Raw genomic sequence first — 15,247 nt, forward strand, 5'->3', positions numbered from 1 at the left:
TTTAATAAGGTATGTTTATATAAAAATATAGAGACTCACACACCATAAGATGTACCAGTCTCTACATTAATATTAGATAAGATATTATTCAATTTCGTTTGTTAGTGATTCAAGCTCGTCGATTAAGTGACCGATATACGCGATTGTTTCTTTAAGTGGTTTATCTGTCGTAATATCAATTCCTGCCATTTGAGCAAGTTCAACAGGAGATTTAGAGCCACCAGCTTTTAAGACATTTAACCAATCTTCAACAGCAGGTTGTCCTTCTTTTTCAATTCTTTGACTCATAGCAGTTCCGATTGTTAAACCTGCTGAATACGTATAAGGATATAAGCCCATATAATAATGCGGTTGGCGCATCCATGTTAATTCTGCACCTTCAGTTATTTCAACTTCGTCTCCCCAGAAATCAGAAATAACTTGTTTCTTAATACTATTTAAAAGTGGGGCAGTGAGTGCTTCACCTTTATCAACGTGTCTATAAACTTCTCTTTGATATTTAGCTTCTAATAAATGTGTCACCATATTATGATAATACGTTCTTGAAATAATTGAACTAATAACCCAACGTTTAAATTTCGGATCATCTGATTTTTTCAATAAACTATTAGCCATTAACATTTCGTTCATTGTTGATGGTGCTTCAACAAAGTACATTGAACAATCAGCTTGATATACATTTTGATGTGCATTTGCTAAATTAAAGTGTCCTGCATGACCAAGTTCATGTGCTAATACAAATACTTCAGTCATTTTACTTGTCCATGAAATAAATATGAATGGATTAACACCGTATGGGCTTGCACAATAAGCACCTGTTTGTTTCCCTTTGTTTTGAGGGAAGTCAATCCAGCGTTTATCATAACTATCATTGACCATTTGCATATAATCTTCACCAAGTACACTTAATGCTTCTTTAATATATTCTTTAGAGCCTTCAATTGATACATCTGGTTCATAAGTAGGGTCTAATGATATACGTAAATCTTCAAATTTCAATTTATCTAGATTATTTGTACGTTTAAGTAATTGCGCATATCTTCTCATATGTGGTGCTAATTCTTCTGAAATAACATCAATTTGACGATCATACATTTCTCTCGTTACATCTTGTGATTCTAATAAGAAATCAATTACAGAATCGTAACCACGTAATTCAGATTCAATTTTTTCTTTTTGAACATGAGCGTTGTATGTTGCTGCAGTTGTATTTTCATAACGGCGTAACGCATCACTAAATTTCTTAAATGCATTGCGTCTAACTTCCGTATTAGAGTCAACTTCGTAATCACCTTCAAATGATACATAATCTAAAGGTATTTCTTCTCCATTCGCTTCAAAAGTACCAAACTCAATATCTAACATCTTCGTAATACCATATAATTCATACGGCGCACCAAAAGTAGGTGAGAAGGTTGCTAACGCTTTTTCTACTTCAGGATGTAATGTATGTTCTTTTTGACGTTTTAACAATGTTAAATATTTAGGATACTCAGATTGTTTAATTAAAGCATTGAATGCTTCATCATCTAATTGCAAAATTTCTGACTCTACAAATGACAATAAACCAGCTACTTTTCCATATGTAGTAGAAAATTGTGCAGCTACTTTTTGACTTTGTTCATCTGTCGTATCAGTCGAATAAAGTAATTCTGCATATGTACTTAAGTGAATAATACTTACAATAAGGTCAGCTTGTTCACGTAAAGCAGATTCAATCGTTGATATTTCATTTAACTGATTCACATATTTTTCATTAAATGCTGTAACGTTCTCAACTAATTCTTTTAATGCACTATAAAATGCATCATTGTCTTGATACAAACTTGAAAGATCCCATGTTTCTTGAACTGGAACTTCGCTTCTTAATAATTGTCCCATCAAATCACCCTTTTTTAAAATTTACTTATTTATGTACTTATGTACATATTATACATATAAACATCTTCTACGTCATATGATACAACGGATTATTCGAACAATTCATCTCGCGCATCATGGTCACATTTGTGCGCTAATGTCCGTAAAATTTAAACAAAATTGCAAATGTACATTTAAATTTATATGATATAATCAAATTTCTATCTATATCGTAATTAAACATAAATAAAAGGGGTATAGACCAGTACAACTAGATAAAGGAGGCGTGCATCTTGAACATTTTTGATTTCCCAAACTACTTATGGATTTCATTTGTCGTCGTTATTGTTTTTTCTGTATTATCATCATTAATACTTAAAAAACACGTCATCAGTGCAATTTTGACATTTGTCGTATTAGGTATGATCGCATTTATATTACCTAATTTTTATGATATTACATACGAACCATTATTAGGCTATGCAGCATTTATGGCAATCGTAAGTTTATTTGTATGCTTATTAACATGGTACTTAATGAGAAAGAATCAAAAAAGATTAGCTGAAAAACATAGTCAAGATGAAACAATAGAAGATGAACGTCAATTTAATGAATTAAAAAGACGTAATAAATAGTGAAACGACTAAGATAGTTCTATATCTTAGTCGTTTTTTGATTGCTTAGTCGGGCGTTAGGAACACTTCTGACCAAACTTGTTCGTAACGGGGCTCTTGTGAACACTTTTCGCCAAACTTGTTCGTAACGGGGGCGTTATTTACAAAACTCGGTTGAACTGTTATTATGGACCGCTATAGTTACAAAACTAGGCCGAAGTGTTACTAACACACTCGTTATTTGCACTTCTTGCCAAAACTGCTAATAACAACACCAGTATTTGCACTTCTTACCAAAACTGCTAATAACGACCTCAGTATTTGCACTTCTTGCCAAACTTGCTAATAACGACACCAGTATTTGCACTTCTCACCAAACTTGCAAATAACGACTGAGATATTTCTTATATATCCCAGTCGCTCGATCTTTCTTTATTTAAAATAAACAGGTGTAGTGATTGCATAGAGTGCTTCGTTAATAATACTTTGTTGGTCTGCGCTTAAATCTGAGTTCTTTAATGTTCCTTCTCGTTCATATCCACATCTTTCAATGGTATTAATACTTCTTGTATTTTTAACATCTATGTATGCTTCTATTCTTACAAAGCCATGGTTTTCTATAACATGTTGCGTAATATATTGAATAGCTTCTGTTATATAACCTTTGCCTAAACCTGAATTGACTGCCCAATAACCAATTTCACATGATGGTAATCTTAGATCGATATCTTGAAGGACAACTGATCCTACAAATTGCATCGTGTCTTTTTCAAAGATAAAGTATCTAAAATATTCTTTGTTATACTGTGTGTCAGTTGATTTATTAAGAAAATCAGTCACTTTATATTCGTCAAATTGATAGTTGAAGAACGCTACCCAATCTTTTAACGTATCTACTGAGTTCAGCATTTCGTCCTTTATTGTTTCTTTGTATGAAAAAACTTGTTCTCCAGCTAGTAGTATTAAACGAGATGTTTCTAATTTTAATTCAAGTTGTATCTCTTTATTCATTATAAAACTCCTGACTTACATGATATTCTATATGTATTATAACATGTACGAAATTGACTTTATTTATTTTTTTGATTATATAGTTGACTCTAACGTAACGTAAGACTTTATAGTAGGGTTATGAGGAGGTTAAGTAAATGGAAATGACTGTTAAAGAAATTGCTCAATTAGTGGGTATAAGTGTGCGCACGCTTCACCATTATGATGAAATTAATTTACTGAATCCGTCTAATGTATCATCATCTGGTTATCGATTGTATTCAGACGAGAATGTAGACAGATTACAGCAAATTTTATTTTTTAAAGAACTTGATTTTCCTCTAAAAAAGATAAAAGAAATTCTTGATGATCCTTCGTTTGATAAAGAAGAAGCATTAAATATGCATAAAAAGATGCTCATCAATAAAAGAACAAGAATTGATCAAATGATTCAAACGATAGATCAAACGACGAAACATATGAAAGGAGAAATTAACATGACGAATGAAGATAAATTTATAGGCTTTGAGTTTAATCAGAATGAATATGAAGATGAAGCACGTGAAAAGTGGGGGAATAAAACTGTAGATAAAGCGAACAATCGTATTAATAGTTGGTCTAAAGAAGAAAAAGCTTCAAAAGAAGAAGAAATGAATGATATCTTTAGAGCATTTGCAGCTAACAGAAATGAATCTCCAGACTCAGAAATTGCTCAATCAATTGTACAAAGATGGTACACATATTTAAATTCTAATATTGATTGCGAGTATAGTTTAGAAGTGTTTGGTAGTATTGGTGATATGTATGTAAGTGATGAAAGATTTACTAAAAATATCAATAAATTTGGTGACGGTACCGCACAATTTGCAAGTAAAGCAATTGCAAGTTATGTCAAAATGAATCAATAGCATAAACCACTATAAATCGTATTTATTTCGATTTATAGTGGTTTTTATTTATAATGATGTATGATATGCTTTCCTAAAATCTATTTGGAGTGATTGTATGATTTATGTATTAAGACATTGCAAAGCTAATGGACAAGACTTTGATGCAGCTTTAACAGCAGATGGCATTAAGTCAGCACAACAATTAGTACCTGTATTAGCTAAACTCAATATTGACCATATATATGTCAGTGAAATGAATCGTACTTATGAATCAATTAAACCATATTTAGCAAAATACCAAACACCGTTAACTTATGATATCCGTTTAAATGAGCGCATTTTAAGTGACTTACCAATAGATAATTGGCTAACTGAGCTTAAAATGACTTTCAGTGACTTTAATTATCGTATACATAATGGCGAACCAAGTTTAGAAGCTCAACAGCGAATTTTAGAAGTATTTAAGTCAATACCAGTAAATGAAAATGCATTAATCGTAACACATGGAAACATCATGTCATTATTACTAAATCATTTCGACAAACAATTTGGCTTTGATGAATGGAAAGCTTTAAAGAATCCAGATCTATATGCAATTGATAAAGCGTTACAAGTTAAACATGTAACAATATAAAATAGTTAGATATATATGTAGAATAGGCGTCCCCTAAGACAATATACTCAACTTCCTATAATATATATTATGTAAACTAATTAATAAAATAAATATGATATATGCTATTAACCCCATATTTAACACAAAAAAGCTGAAAAATGAATTTCAGCTTTTTTTGATTACTTTTTAATTTTAGATCGTACTTTTTGGATTACATTGTGTAAGAAATATTTTTTCTTATTGATTGGTTTATAGAAATCTCCGATTAATTCTTCGATTTGAACGTTAAATCCTCGTTTAAATCGATATACACCGTAATCTTCGCTATCTTCAGTGAAATCTCCTGATAATCCATAGAAATTGTATCTATCGAATCCATTTTCGAAACAATAATTAATCATATGCCAGTGCATCATATATGGTCCCATAAAGTGATTGTATTTTTCACTTGAGCCACCTGAGAAATAATTGATTTCATATGCATTGTCGAAAAATACCCCAGATGCTAAGTTTAAGATTTCGCCATCTGTTTTAATAAGTTCGCTAGTTTCTAATAATTCTTTCTGTGCATGGTCGATTAAACGATCTGTTTCAGCAATTTTCTTTAATTGTTTTTCAGATTTGTTTTCTTTAGCCATCATTTGATCGCGTTTTGTTTCTAATTCGTTTAAATTCTCTTGAGTTGATTGAATATATTCGTTTAAATCGATATATGCTAATGGTACTAATGCTTTAGAACCATATGTATCGATAAAGTTTAAGAAATATTCATCTGTCTTAGAAATAAAGCCAGCTCTTTCTTCTGTTTCTCTATATAGTTTAAAGAATATATCTAATTCATCGCGTTCTAAGAAACGTACTTTAACACCATAATTATGCGCTTTATTGACGTTACGTTTTCTTTGGCTGTCGAATCCTTTTTTAACTTCTGCTAATGTTTTATCTTTTAAGTTCAAGACACCCATCCATCTTACTTGGCTTGATGGATCATATTTAGTCGTAAAGCCGTGATGGTCATAGCCTAGTGATTTAATGAGATCAACGATTTGGTCATTTGCGCCATCTTCTTTAATTTGTTTAATATCTTTATCGTATATATTGTAAATCCAGTATGGGTCGACTTTAACATATAGACATTGATGTTGTTTTAAGTACTTTTCAAGTGCTTTGAAGTAATATGTCACTAAATCTAGATTGCTATAATCCATTACCGGACCACGATTTGAATAATACACATAACTACCTAATGTTGGTATTTTAGAGAATAAACTTGCTGCAACGACTTGGTTATTCTCATCTTTAACACCTAATAATACAACTTGAAAACCATCATTTTCCCTCGTCTTGATGTTTTCTTTTACTTGAAAGTAGTGACTTTCGTATCGACTATCAGATACGAACTCATCATATTCAGTAACCGTTAATTCTGTAAATTTCATATTATCTAAATTCCTCTCTTACTGAAAATCATTTATTTTTTTAATACTTTTTTTAGTGTTGTATATGCTTTGTACGCTGGTTTATTAATTGGTTTAACGAAATCACCAATATATTCATAAACATCTGCATTGTAACCTTTTTTAAATTTAATAACGCCAACATCAGGTGCATCTTCTGAGAAGTCTCCACTGATACCATAGAAGTTATAACGGTCAATATTGTGATCTAAAGCGTATTTAATCATTTCCCACTGAATTGCATAACTACCTGCAAAGTGACGATATTCATTAGATGAACCACCTGCATAATATACAACTTCAAATGGATTGATAATGAAGAAACCTGCTGCTATTGGTAATGTATCACCATGTTCTTGTTGTAATTGACGTGCTTCTTCTAATTTAGCTTCATTTGCTTCTCTTTGTTGTTTTAAGTTGTCTATTTTATTAATCGTTTTTTGATTATCTGGTTTCTTTTCTAAATCTTTTTCAGCTTTCGCAATATCTTTGTTGTATTGTTCATGGTCTTTTTCTAATTGTGGAATGTAAGTTTCAAAGTCTATATAAGCTAAAGGAATCTTTACATTTTCAAAGTATTTTAATCTGTTGTAATAGAAGTCATCGCCACGATCGTTGAAATCTTTCTTCTCTGTTGTATCTTCCATAAATTGACGGAATATCGGCATTTCATCTTTTGATAAGTAACGTACTTTAACACCATTTTTTTGAACTTTTTTAGTATTTCTTTTTCTCAAACTATCCATGTTCTTGATGAGTGTCTTTTCGTCCATACCTTCTAAATCAAGTACAGAATGCCATCTAATTTGATGTATTGGGTGGAAACCAGTTGTGAAGCCTTGGTGTTCATAGCCTAATGATTCAAATTGTTTAATTAAACCATCACGGTTGAATGATTTCTTAATATTGCCATCATGATCTCTTAGTTGATATGGCAAGTAAGGATCGATTCTAAAGAATAATCCTTTATAACTTTTTAAATAGCTCACGATTTCTTTAAAGAAAAAGTCAACAAGTTCTTTGTTGTCATAATCCATTACTGGTCCTCTATTTGAGTAAAAGTAATTAAACTTCTTCATAACTGGTACACTTGTTAACAAGCATGCAGCTAATACTTCACCTTGATTATCTTTGACCCCTACTAAATGTGTTGAAGTACCTTCAGATGTTTTTAATTCATAATTACCTACTGCTTGTGTAAAATGCGCGTACGGCATTTTATTTGTAAAAGCTTCAAATTCACCAGTTGTTAAATTTGTAAATTTCATTTATACAATACTCCCAATCTCATTTTTATGTATTTGTTACAATTATACAATATTTTGTCTTTATTCTAAAATAATACTCATTACTATACCATTATTTCATAAATAAAAACCTACCAAATGGCAGGTTTTTATTTATATTGCTAAACTATTTTAATACATTTACAAATTTTTCGGCAACCTCTTCACTAGAATTTGGATTTTGTCCTGTGACAAATTTACCGTCTGCAACTGTATGCGATTCAAAGTCAGCACCTTTAACGAATCGAGCACCTTGCTTTTCAAGTTGTGTTTGTAGCAAGAATGGTACATCATTCTCTAAATTCATTGCTTTTTCTTCACTATCAGTAAAAGCAGTTAATTTAACACCATCCACTAAATAGTTCCCATTTGGAAGCTTAGCGCCAACAAATGCACTTGGACCGTGGCAAACTGCACCAATCACCTTATCGTTATTTCTATAATATGCTAGCATATCTTCCAAGTCTTCATTATTTGGGAAGTCGAATACTGTTCCGTGACCACCAGGTAAGAATATGCCATCATAACTCTCAAACACGATGTCTCTAATACTATATGTTTGTTGTAACTTTTCTAATACGTCATGATATTCTTTAGCTTCGTCATTTTGAGTTGAATTTGGATCTATCGGAACACTACCACCTTTTACAGATGCAATATCCACTTCTAATCCATTTTTAATAAATACTTTATAAGGAATTGCTGCTTCTTCTAGCCATAACCCAGTTGGTTTTCCATCTTTAAATTGAGATGCATTTGTAACAACTATGAGAACTTTTTTGCTCATTAGAAACACTCCTTTTCATTTGTTAATGTCGATTATACATGAAGTGTGTTTCTTTTTCTTCTATTAAGGGTTATGCTTTTTTAATCTTCATCTAAAGCTTTTCTAATACTTTGCAAATATGCTTGAGTTTGTTCTATTGAATCATTTTTTAATCTTTTAACAATTTCACTACCAATCACAATGCCGTCACTAAATGACTTTATTTCTTTAGCATGTTCTTCAGTTCTAATACCAAATCCACAAACAACAGGTACATTAGCGTGTTGTTGTATAAATTTAATTTTATCTTTTAAAGATTCATGGAAACCTCTGCCATCACCAGTCGTCGCATTCATTGTCACTGTGTAAATGAATCCTTCCGCGTGCTCAGCTATTTGCTTAATTCGTTCATCACTAGAAGTCATCGCAATTAAAGAAATTAATTTAATGTTTTTAGGCTGTAAATGTTTTTTAAATCTTTGTCCAAGTTCAAATGGTAAATCTGGAATGATTAACCCATAAACATTCGCTTCAGCAATTCGTTCTATAAAAGCGTCGACACCGTATGCATCAATTAAATTATAATAAGTCATAAATAAGTAAGGTGTATTGATTTCATCTTTATGTTCGATTAGTTGATCAATGATTTTATTAACAGACATACCTTGCTTAATCGCTTCTTGACCGGCTGCCATAATCGTTGGACCATCAGCTACAGGATCTGAGAAAGGTAAGCCAATTTCAATATAATCTGCACCATTTTCGTCCATAAGTTTGACTGAATCTATAAAATCTTTGTTTCCCATGACATATGGTATAAATAATTTACGCATGATGATCCCCCTTCTCTTGCATATACTTTCTAATTGTTTCCATGTCTTTATCTCCTCTACCAGAAACCGTCACAACAATAATTTCGTCTTTATCCATTGTTGGCGCTAGTTTCTCGACGTAACTCAATGCATGCGCGCTTTCTATAGCTGGAATAATACCTTCTAATTGTGTAAATTTAATAAGCGCATCCATCGCTTCAGTATCACTTGCATTCGGATATTGAACACGACCTATATTGTTATAATAACTATGTTCCGGACCTACACCTGGATAATCTAATCCTGCTGAAATTGAGTGCGCAAGTTCGACTTGTCCATTTTCATCTTGAATTAAATACATTCTAGAACCATGCAACACGCCAGGTTTCCCTTTTTCTATAGCTAAAGCATGTTTAGTAGTATCTACACCTTCACCTGCAGCTTCAACGCCGTATAATTTAACAGATTCATCATTTACAAACGGATAGAATGTACCAATTGCGTTTGAACCGCCACCTATACATGCAACAACTGCATCTGGTAATCGGGATTCTTTTTCTAATATTTGTTTCTTAATTTCTTTACCAATCACACTTTGTAAATCTCTTACGATAGTTGGGAATGGATGAGGACCTAGCGCTGATCCAAGTAAATAATGTGTATCTTCAACATGTGAAACCCAATATTGTAATGCTTTATTTACGGCATCTGATAATGTACCTTGTCCGTCTGTTACAGGTACAACTTTAGCGCCTAACAATTCCATTCTGAACACATTTAATGCTTGTCTTTCAATATCTTCTTCACCCATAAATACTATAAGTTCCATATCAAACAACGCTGCAATTGTTGCACTCGCTACACCATGTTGACCAGCACCAGTTTCAGCAACGAGCTTCCTTTTACCCATTTTCTTTGCAATTAGTGCTTGTCCCAATGCGTTATTAATTTTGTGAGCACCAGTATGATTTAAATCTTCTCTTTTTAAGTATATTTTTGCGCCGCCAAGTGCTTCTGTATAACGCTCAGCATATGTTAAAGGTGTCTCTCTACCTACATAATCTTTTAAATAAGCATTTAATGTTTTATGAAATTCCGGATCATTTTTTAATTGTTGATACGTATCGTTTAATTCTTGTATAGCTGGCATTAATGTTTCTGGTACATATTGGCCACCAAATTCACCGAAAAATCCTAATTCATCTGCTTCTAATTGTATATTTTTATTCAATTCAATCATTCCTTTACATATGTTAGTAATGCTTTAATTTTCTCTTTATCTTTTTGACCGTTCGTTTCAATTCCACTTGATATGTCATAACCATTATGATTAAAGTTTAATGATTCGATTTGTTTAATTTTATCTATATTAATACCACCGGCAATTAAATACGGAATATTGGATAATTCATTTAATATGGACCAGTCATAAGATACCCCTGTACCACCATAATCTTTTGAAGGCGTATCAATTAAAAATAAATCTACATCATTTTTAAAAGCTTCTATATTAGCAAGTAATTGATCATTAGCGGGTAAAGCTTTATAAATCTTAATATGCGGATATTTTTCTTTAACCACTTGTATAAATGATACAGATTCATCACCATGAAATTGAAGTGTATTAATAGAAGTTTCTTGAATAAGTTGATCAATTTCTACCATTGTTAAATTCACAACAACAGCTACGATATCAATCGTTTGGGGAATTTCTTTACTTAATGACTTTATTTCTTCAACAGATACATATCGTTTACTTTTGGGATACGTGATAAATCCAATTGCATCGACATGATTTAAGACAGCTGTTTCGATAGCCTCTTTATCTTGAAAGCCACAACATTTAATAAACATGTTGCTCACCTTGTTTTTCTAGTCGTAAACTTGGTAGAAATTCATCTAAGTGTGGATGTTTCATTAGCGACTCCCCAATTAATGCGCCATCTATACCACTACCGATAATACTTTTCACATCATCTAAAGTACGAATACCACTTTCAGAAATGTATGTTACACCTGGTTTAATTTGTGTTAAGATCTCATTCGTGTGTTTAACGTCTGTTACAAATCTTTTTAAGTCACGATTATTAACACCAATTAATTGTGCACCAATTTCATGTGCAATATCGAGTTCTTCTTTATCATGCACTTCTACAAGTACTTCTAAACCTTTTTCTGTCGCATATGCGTATAATGTTTCGAGTTCTTCTTTTGACAAAATATTCACGATTAATAATACGATAGAGGCACCAACATGATGTGCTAAGTCAATTTGTCTTTTATCAATAATAAAATCTTTACATAATACAGGTAATGTCGTCTTTGTCGTTAAACTTTGTAACCTTTCGTAACTACCGTCAAAATATTTTTCATCCGTTAATATAGATATAGCAGATGCACCGTATTGTTCATATAGTTTTATTTGAGTAGCCATATCTCGTTTCGGAATATCTGATACTGTAGGGCTTTTTGCTTTTAATTCAGCAATAATATTTAACTTATTATCTTGCTGTGTACGACTTAAGAAAGAAGTTTTATGTTGTACATCCACTTTTTCCAATGTATTTAATTTTTGTTCATAATATTGATTATTTAGTAATGTTTTTTTATATTCTACGATTTCATCCAATATTGTCATAAACTTTGCCTCCTACAGCTTCTAATATATTTAATGCATGTTTCTCATCTATTAAAGACTCTGCTAACGTAATTCCCTCTTTGATAGAGTCTACTTTTTGACCAGCATATAACGCTAAAGCAGCATTTAATACAACGACATCTCTTTTAGGACCATGATCTTGTCCTGTTAAAATATCTAAAGTAATAACTTTATTTTCTTCAGGTGTTCCACCTTTTAATGATTCGTTTGGCGCTGATTGTAATCCGTAGTCTTCAGCATTTACAGTATAATGTTTAATGCCTTCATCTTGAGACACTTCATATATAATGTTGTCACCAGATAAAGTAGCTTCGTCCATGCCACCTGCACCGTGCACGATAATGGCACGTTTTCTACCTAATTTATAAATTGCTTCAGCAATAATTTTAAGTTTCGTTTCATCATAAACGCCCATCACTTGATAATCTAAATGATATGGATGAATCATTGGTCCAAGTAAATTAAATGTTGTCGGTGTTGGTATTGATTTACGAACAGGTTGTACAGTTTTCATAATCGGATATGTTTCAGTTGCACTTAAAAATGCTAAATTTGTTTCGTTTACTTTTTCTGTCGCATCTTTAATAGGTGTTGTTTGAATATTTAAAGCAGATAAGATATCAATGCTACCTGTTTTAGATGTAATACTTTTATTACCATGTTTCAAAACTTTTAAGCCAGCTGCCGCAACAACAAATGAAGCGGTTGTTGAAATATTAAAGCTGCCAGAATGGTCACCACCTGTGCCACAAACACAAATACTATCTTCTAAATATGGTCTTTCTTTATATGTTGTTTCGATTAAACTTTGACTTAAGTTCGATAATTCATCTGATGTTTCACCTTTCATACTTAATGCCACTAAATGTGCAACCTTCAATGATACATCTGCTTGTTCATCCATCATTAAATCTACAAATGATTTCATTTCTTGTTGCGATAAATCATGATACTGAATGAGTTGTTTTAATGTGTTCATAATTTGCACCTTCCTTTGTTATGTCGATAAAAGCTTTTATAATTTCATTTCCATGATCTGAAGCAAATGATTCAGGATGAAATTGTATCCCGAAATGTGGTTTTATTTTATGTTCAAATGATTGTATGGAATCTTTCGTTCTTCCTGTAATTTTCAAAGTGTTAGGAAATGTTTTTTCATCACTAATTAATGAGTGATATCTCATAATATTAAAATGCTGCTCGCATTCTTGATACAATTTAGAAGTTTCAATAATATCAATTTGATCTACTTTACCGTGTTTAACTTCTTTCCCGACGACAACTTCTCCACCGTAATATGTCGTTAATGCTTGAGCGCCTAAACAAATACCTAATATCGGTTTATCTTTATATGCTTCTATTAAATTTTTTAAGTCTTCTGTATCATCAGGATGACCAGGTCCTGGAGATATAACCAATCCATCATTATTTAAATTGAATGGTGCCTCATCCGGATGATAGATCACGACATCATCATGTTGCTTAATTAAATCTACTAAGTTATATGTGAATGAATCATAATTATCAATTACTAATATCATGGTGTAACCTCCAATAAACTTTTTGCTTTGATCATCGTTTCTTTTAATTCTTTTTGTGGGTTTGAATCATATACAACACCACAGCCAGCTTCTACATTTACATATTCGTTATCTACAACCATCGTTCTAATTGTTAAAGCAAAATCTAAATCATGGTTGCAATTGATATAACCAACACCACCAGCATATATACCGCGTTTTCTTTTTCTGCTTTCATAAATTCTTGTGATTGCTCTCGTCTTAGGTGCACCTGATACTGTTCCTGCTGGTAATAGTGCTGTAATCATTTGAAGCGGTGTAATGTCTGGTCTAATTTTACCTTCGACGATTGAGACGATATGCATAACATGTTCAAATCTTTCAACAGTCATTAACTTAGGCATATAAACTGAACCTGTTTGAGCAATCATATTCAAATCATTTCTTCCAAGGTCGACAAGCATGCGATGTTCAGCTAATTCTTTTTCATCTGTAATCAGTGCAATCTCATTTTGTTTATCTTCTTCTTCTGTTTGACCCCTTTTGTTAGTACCAGCTATTGGGTTCGTTGTAATGATGTCACCTTGTTTTTTAATGAAACTTTCTGGTGAAGATCCAATGATGCTTCTTTCTTCATCGTCAATGTAATACATATATGGACTTGGATTTTGTCTTTTTAAGTTTTTATAAATTTGAAGTTTCAATGTATCTTTATGTTGTTCGTTAAAGTAATGTTTATATTTATAAATCCTTGAAGGTACGACTTGGAACATATCACCTTTACTAATCAGTGATTTATAATATTCGACTTCTTGCATGAAATCTTCTTCACTTATATTTGTTTCAAGTTCACCTCTTAATGTGTGATCAATTTTATTTTGAAATAGTGAAATATCTTTTAATGTTTCAATCATATTATTAAGTTCTTGCTCAACTTGTGTTTCCGTATTCTGACTAAACAAGTTCGATGCGATAACAAACAATTCTTCTTTAAAATGATCAAATACATATACTGATTCAACGAGATTAAATGAAGCGTCTGGGATATCTGATTGCAATTCAATTTGTTTAAGTAATTTATTTTGATATCTAATTAAATCGAAACTACAATACCCGATCATCCCAGATATAAATGGTAAATGCGTTAAGTCTTCTGGAACTTCATCAACTTTCATATTATTGATGAAATCCTCTAGTGATTCATATGGATGTTCATGTACAAGTTGTTCATCTTCATTTATGAATATTTGTAAATAATCATCAAATAAGTTCACTTTTCCTACTGCATCGAAAGCTACAATCGAAAATCTACCTTTCATTTGATCTGTACTGGCACTTTCTAAAATCATTTTCTTACGATTTATTTGTCCTAAAGTTTCTGGGGTAATATCAGCATTTAACTTTTTAAATTTAATAATCATCTTAATCCTCCTTAATAAAAAACCGCGCATAAACATCCTAATCAAACAGGACGCTTATGCGCGGTACCACCTTCATTAATAAGTATAAAACTTATTCACTCATTAAATATTTAATTATTTCTACATGGTCCCCATTTCTAAATTAAACTGTGTTAGTTTACATCAACCACTAACTTTCTGTTTGCTACAGGTTTTAATTTATACTTATGACCACTGATTTAGGTATACAAAAAGACACCACAGTATACGCTATCTGTAAGGACGCGTTACCGTGGTGCCACCTTAGTTAACATTGAATTTCATGTTCACTCTAAATTTCATTTAATTGATAATTTGAAAGCCCAATTCTCTCTTTG

15 protein-coding genes are annotated in these 15,247 nt (G+C 31.8%); 3 read left to right on the forward strand and 12 right to left on the reverse strand.

Going from position 1 to position 15,247, the window contains the following annotated elements:
- Nucleotides 1-84: 84 nt before the first annotated feature.
- Nucleotides 85-1,881, reverse strand: a complete 1,797-nt coding sequence (gene pepF / locus LQ617_RS02145; RefSeq protein ID WP_107578078.1) for an oligoendopeptidase F — start codon at nt 1,879-1,881, stop codon at nt 85-87.
- Nucleotides 1,882-2,153: 272 nt separating this feature from the next.
- Between pepF and LQ617_RS02150 the strand changes: the two genes are divergently transcribed.
- Nucleotides 2,154-2,495 carry a hypothetical protein gene (locus LQ617_RS02150; protein WP_126477873.1) on the forward strand — a complete coding sequence of 114 codons (342 nt, stop codon included), beginning with the start codon at nt 2,154-2,156 and terminating at the stop codon, nt 2,493-2,495.
- Between the two features lie 411 nt (nt 2,496-2,906).
- Here the strand turns inward: LQ617_RS02150 and LQ617_RS02155 are convergent, their stop codons facing one another.
- Entirely contained in the window at nt 2,907-3,485 is a 579-nt protein-coding gene (locus LQ617_RS02155) for a GNAT family N-acetyltransferase (protein WP_206179450.1), read from the reverse strand.
- A 137-nt stretch (nt 3,486-3,622) separates the two neighbouring features.
- On the opposite strand from LQ617_RS02155, the gene LQ617_RS02160 reads away from it, so the two are divergent.
- The gene (locus LQ617_RS02160; RefSeq protein ID WP_037588003.1) at nt 3,623-4,372 is read left to right on the forward strand and encodes a MerR family transcriptional regulator; all 750 of its coding nucleotides are present in this window, start codon (nt 3,623-3,625) and stop codon (nt 4,370-4,372) included.
- 97 nt (nt 4,373-4,469) lie between these two features.
- Nucleotides 4,470-4,988, forward strand: coding sequence for a histidine phosphatase family protein (locus tag LQ617_RS02165; RefSeq protein WP_239739381.1), 519 nt, complete (start codon nt 4,470-4,472; stop codon nt 4,986-4,988).
- Nucleotides 4,989-5,149: 161 nt separating this feature from the next.
- On the opposite strand, the gene LQ617_RS02170 is transcribed toward LQ617_RS02165, so the two are convergent.
- The 10 genes from LQ617_RS02170 to LQ617_RS02215 all read right to left on the reverse strand — a co-directional run bounded on the left by LQ617_RS02170 (nt 5,150) and on the right by LQ617_RS02215 (nt 14,891).
- Entirely contained in the window at nt 5,150-6,409 is a 1,260-nt protein-coding gene (locus LQ617_RS02170; RefSeq protein ID WP_239739383.1) for an aminoacyltransferase, read from the reverse strand.
- A 32-nt stretch (nt 6,410-6,441) separates the two neighbouring features.
- A complete protein-coding gene (locus tag LQ617_RS02175; protein ID WP_037587997.1) occupies nt 6,442-7,695 on the reverse strand; it encodes an aminoacyltransferase in 1,254 nt (417 codons plus the stop codon).
- A gap of 145 nt (nt 7,696-7,840) precedes the next feature.
- A complete protein-coding gene (locus LQ617_RS02180; protein ID WP_037587994.1) occupies nt 7,841-8,500 on the reverse strand; it encodes a type 1 glutamine amidotransferase domain-containing protein in 660 nt (219 codons plus the stop codon).
- 80 nt (nt 8,501-8,580) lie between these two features.
- Complete coding sequence (gene trpA / locus LQ617_RS02185; RefSeq protein ID WP_126477877.1) at nt 8,581-9,312, reverse strand: tryptophan synthase subunit alpha; 732 nt, start codon at nt 9,310-9,312, stop codon at nt 8,581-8,583.
- Nucleotides 9,305-10,522: a tryptophan synthase subunit beta gene (gene trpB, locus LQ617_RS02190; RefSeq protein ID WP_103361024.1), complete on the reverse strand. Its 1,218-nt coding sequence runs from the start codon at nt 10,520-10,522 to the stop codon at nt 9,305-9,307. The genes trpA and trpB overlap by 8 nt, the downstream gene beginning before the upstream one ends.
- A 5-nt stretch (nt 10,523-10,527) precedes the next feature.
- Nucleotides 10,528-11,145, reverse strand: coding sequence for a phosphoribosylanthranilate isomerase (locus LQ617_RS02195; RefSeq protein ID WP_239739384.1), 618 nt, complete (start codon nt 11,143-11,145; stop codon nt 10,528-10,530).
- Complete coding sequence (gene trpC, locus LQ617_RS02200) at nt 11,135-11,929, reverse strand: indole-3-glycerol phosphate synthase TrpC (RefSeq protein WP_037587988.1); 795 nt, start codon at nt 11,927-11,929, stop codon at nt 11,135-11,137. Before trpC ends, LQ617_RS02195 begins: the two co-directional genes overlap by 11 nt.
- A complete protein-coding gene (trpD, locus tag LQ617_RS02205) occupies nt 11,913-12,929 on the reverse strand; it encodes an anthranilate phosphoribosyltransferase (RefSeq protein WP_037587985.1) in 1,017 nt (338 codons plus the stop codon). The genes trpC and trpD overlap by 17 nt, the downstream gene beginning before the upstream one ends.
- Complete coding sequence (locus tag LQ617_RS02210; RefSeq protein ID WP_239739386.1) at nt 12,895-13,491, reverse strand: anthranilate synthase component II; 597 nt, start codon at nt 13,489-13,491, stop codon at nt 12,895-12,897. The genes trpD and LQ617_RS02210 overlap by 35 nt, the downstream gene beginning before the upstream one ends.
- On the reverse strand, nt 13,488-14,891 hold the full coding sequence (locus tag LQ617_RS02215) for an anthranilate synthase component I (protein ID WP_239739388.1): 1,404 nt from the start codon (nt 14,889-14,891) through the stop codon (nt 13,488-13,490). Before LQ617_RS02215 ends, LQ617_RS02210 begins: the two co-directional genes overlap by 4 nt.
- Nucleotides 14,892-15,247: the final 356 nt, after the last annotated feature.

It is taken from the genome of Mammaliicoccus sp. P-M59, from assembly GCF_022386135.1.
In the GTDB taxonomy this organism is placed as follows: domain Bacteria; phylum Bacillota; class Bacilli; order Staphylococcales; family Staphylococcaceae; genus Mammaliicoccus; species Mammaliicoccus sciuri_A.

Coding starts and splice junctions, on each gene's coding strand:
- LQ617_RS02195 (WP_239739384.1), bottom strand. CDS start 11,145: ATGTTTATTAAATGTTGTGGCTTTCAAGATAAAGAGGCTATCGAAACA.
- trpD (WP_037587985.1), bottom strand. CDS start 12,929: ATGAACACATTAAAACAACTCATTCAGTATCATGATTTATCGCAACAA.
- LQ617_RS02155 (WP_206179450.1), bottom strand. CDS start 3,485: ATGAATAAAGAGATACAACTTGAATTAAAATTAGAAACATCTCGTTTA.
- LQ617_RS02160 (WP_037588003.1), top strand. CDS start 3,623: ATGGAAATGACTGTTAAAGAAATTGCTCAATTAGTGGGTATAAGTGTG.
- trpA (WP_126477877.1), bottom strand. CDS start 9,312: ATGCGTAAATTATTTATACCATATGTCATGGGAAACAAAGATTTTATA.
- pepF (WP_107578078.1), bottom strand. CDS start 1,881: ATGGGACAATTATTAAGAAGCGAAGTTCCAGTTCAAGAAACATGGGAT.
- LQ617_RS02165 (WP_239739381.1), top strand. CDS start 4,470: ATGATTTATGTATTAAGACATTGCAAAGCTAATGGACAAGACTTTGAT.
- LQ617_RS02175 (WP_037587997.1), bottom strand. CDS start 7,695: ATGAAATTTACAAATTTAACAACTGGTGAATTTGAAGCTTTTACAAAT.
- LQ617_RS02210 (WP_239739386.1), bottom strand. CDS start 13,491: ATGATATTAGTAATTGATAATTATGATTCATTCACATATAACTTAGTA.
- LQ617_RS02170 (WP_239739383.1), bottom strand. CDS start 6,409: ATGAAATTTACAGAATTAACGGTTACTGAATATGATGAGTTCGTATCT.
- LQ617_RS02180 (WP_037587994.1), bottom strand. CDS start 8,500: ATGAGCAAAAAAGTTCTCATAGTTGTTACAAATGCATCTCAATTTAAA.
- LQ617_RS02215 (WP_239739388.1), bottom strand. CDS start 14,891: ATGATTATTAAATTTAAAAAGTTAAATGCTGATATTACCCCAGAAACT.
- trpC (WP_037587988.1), bottom strand. CDS start 11,929: ATGACAATATTGGATGAAATCGTAGAATATAAAAAAACATTACTAAAT.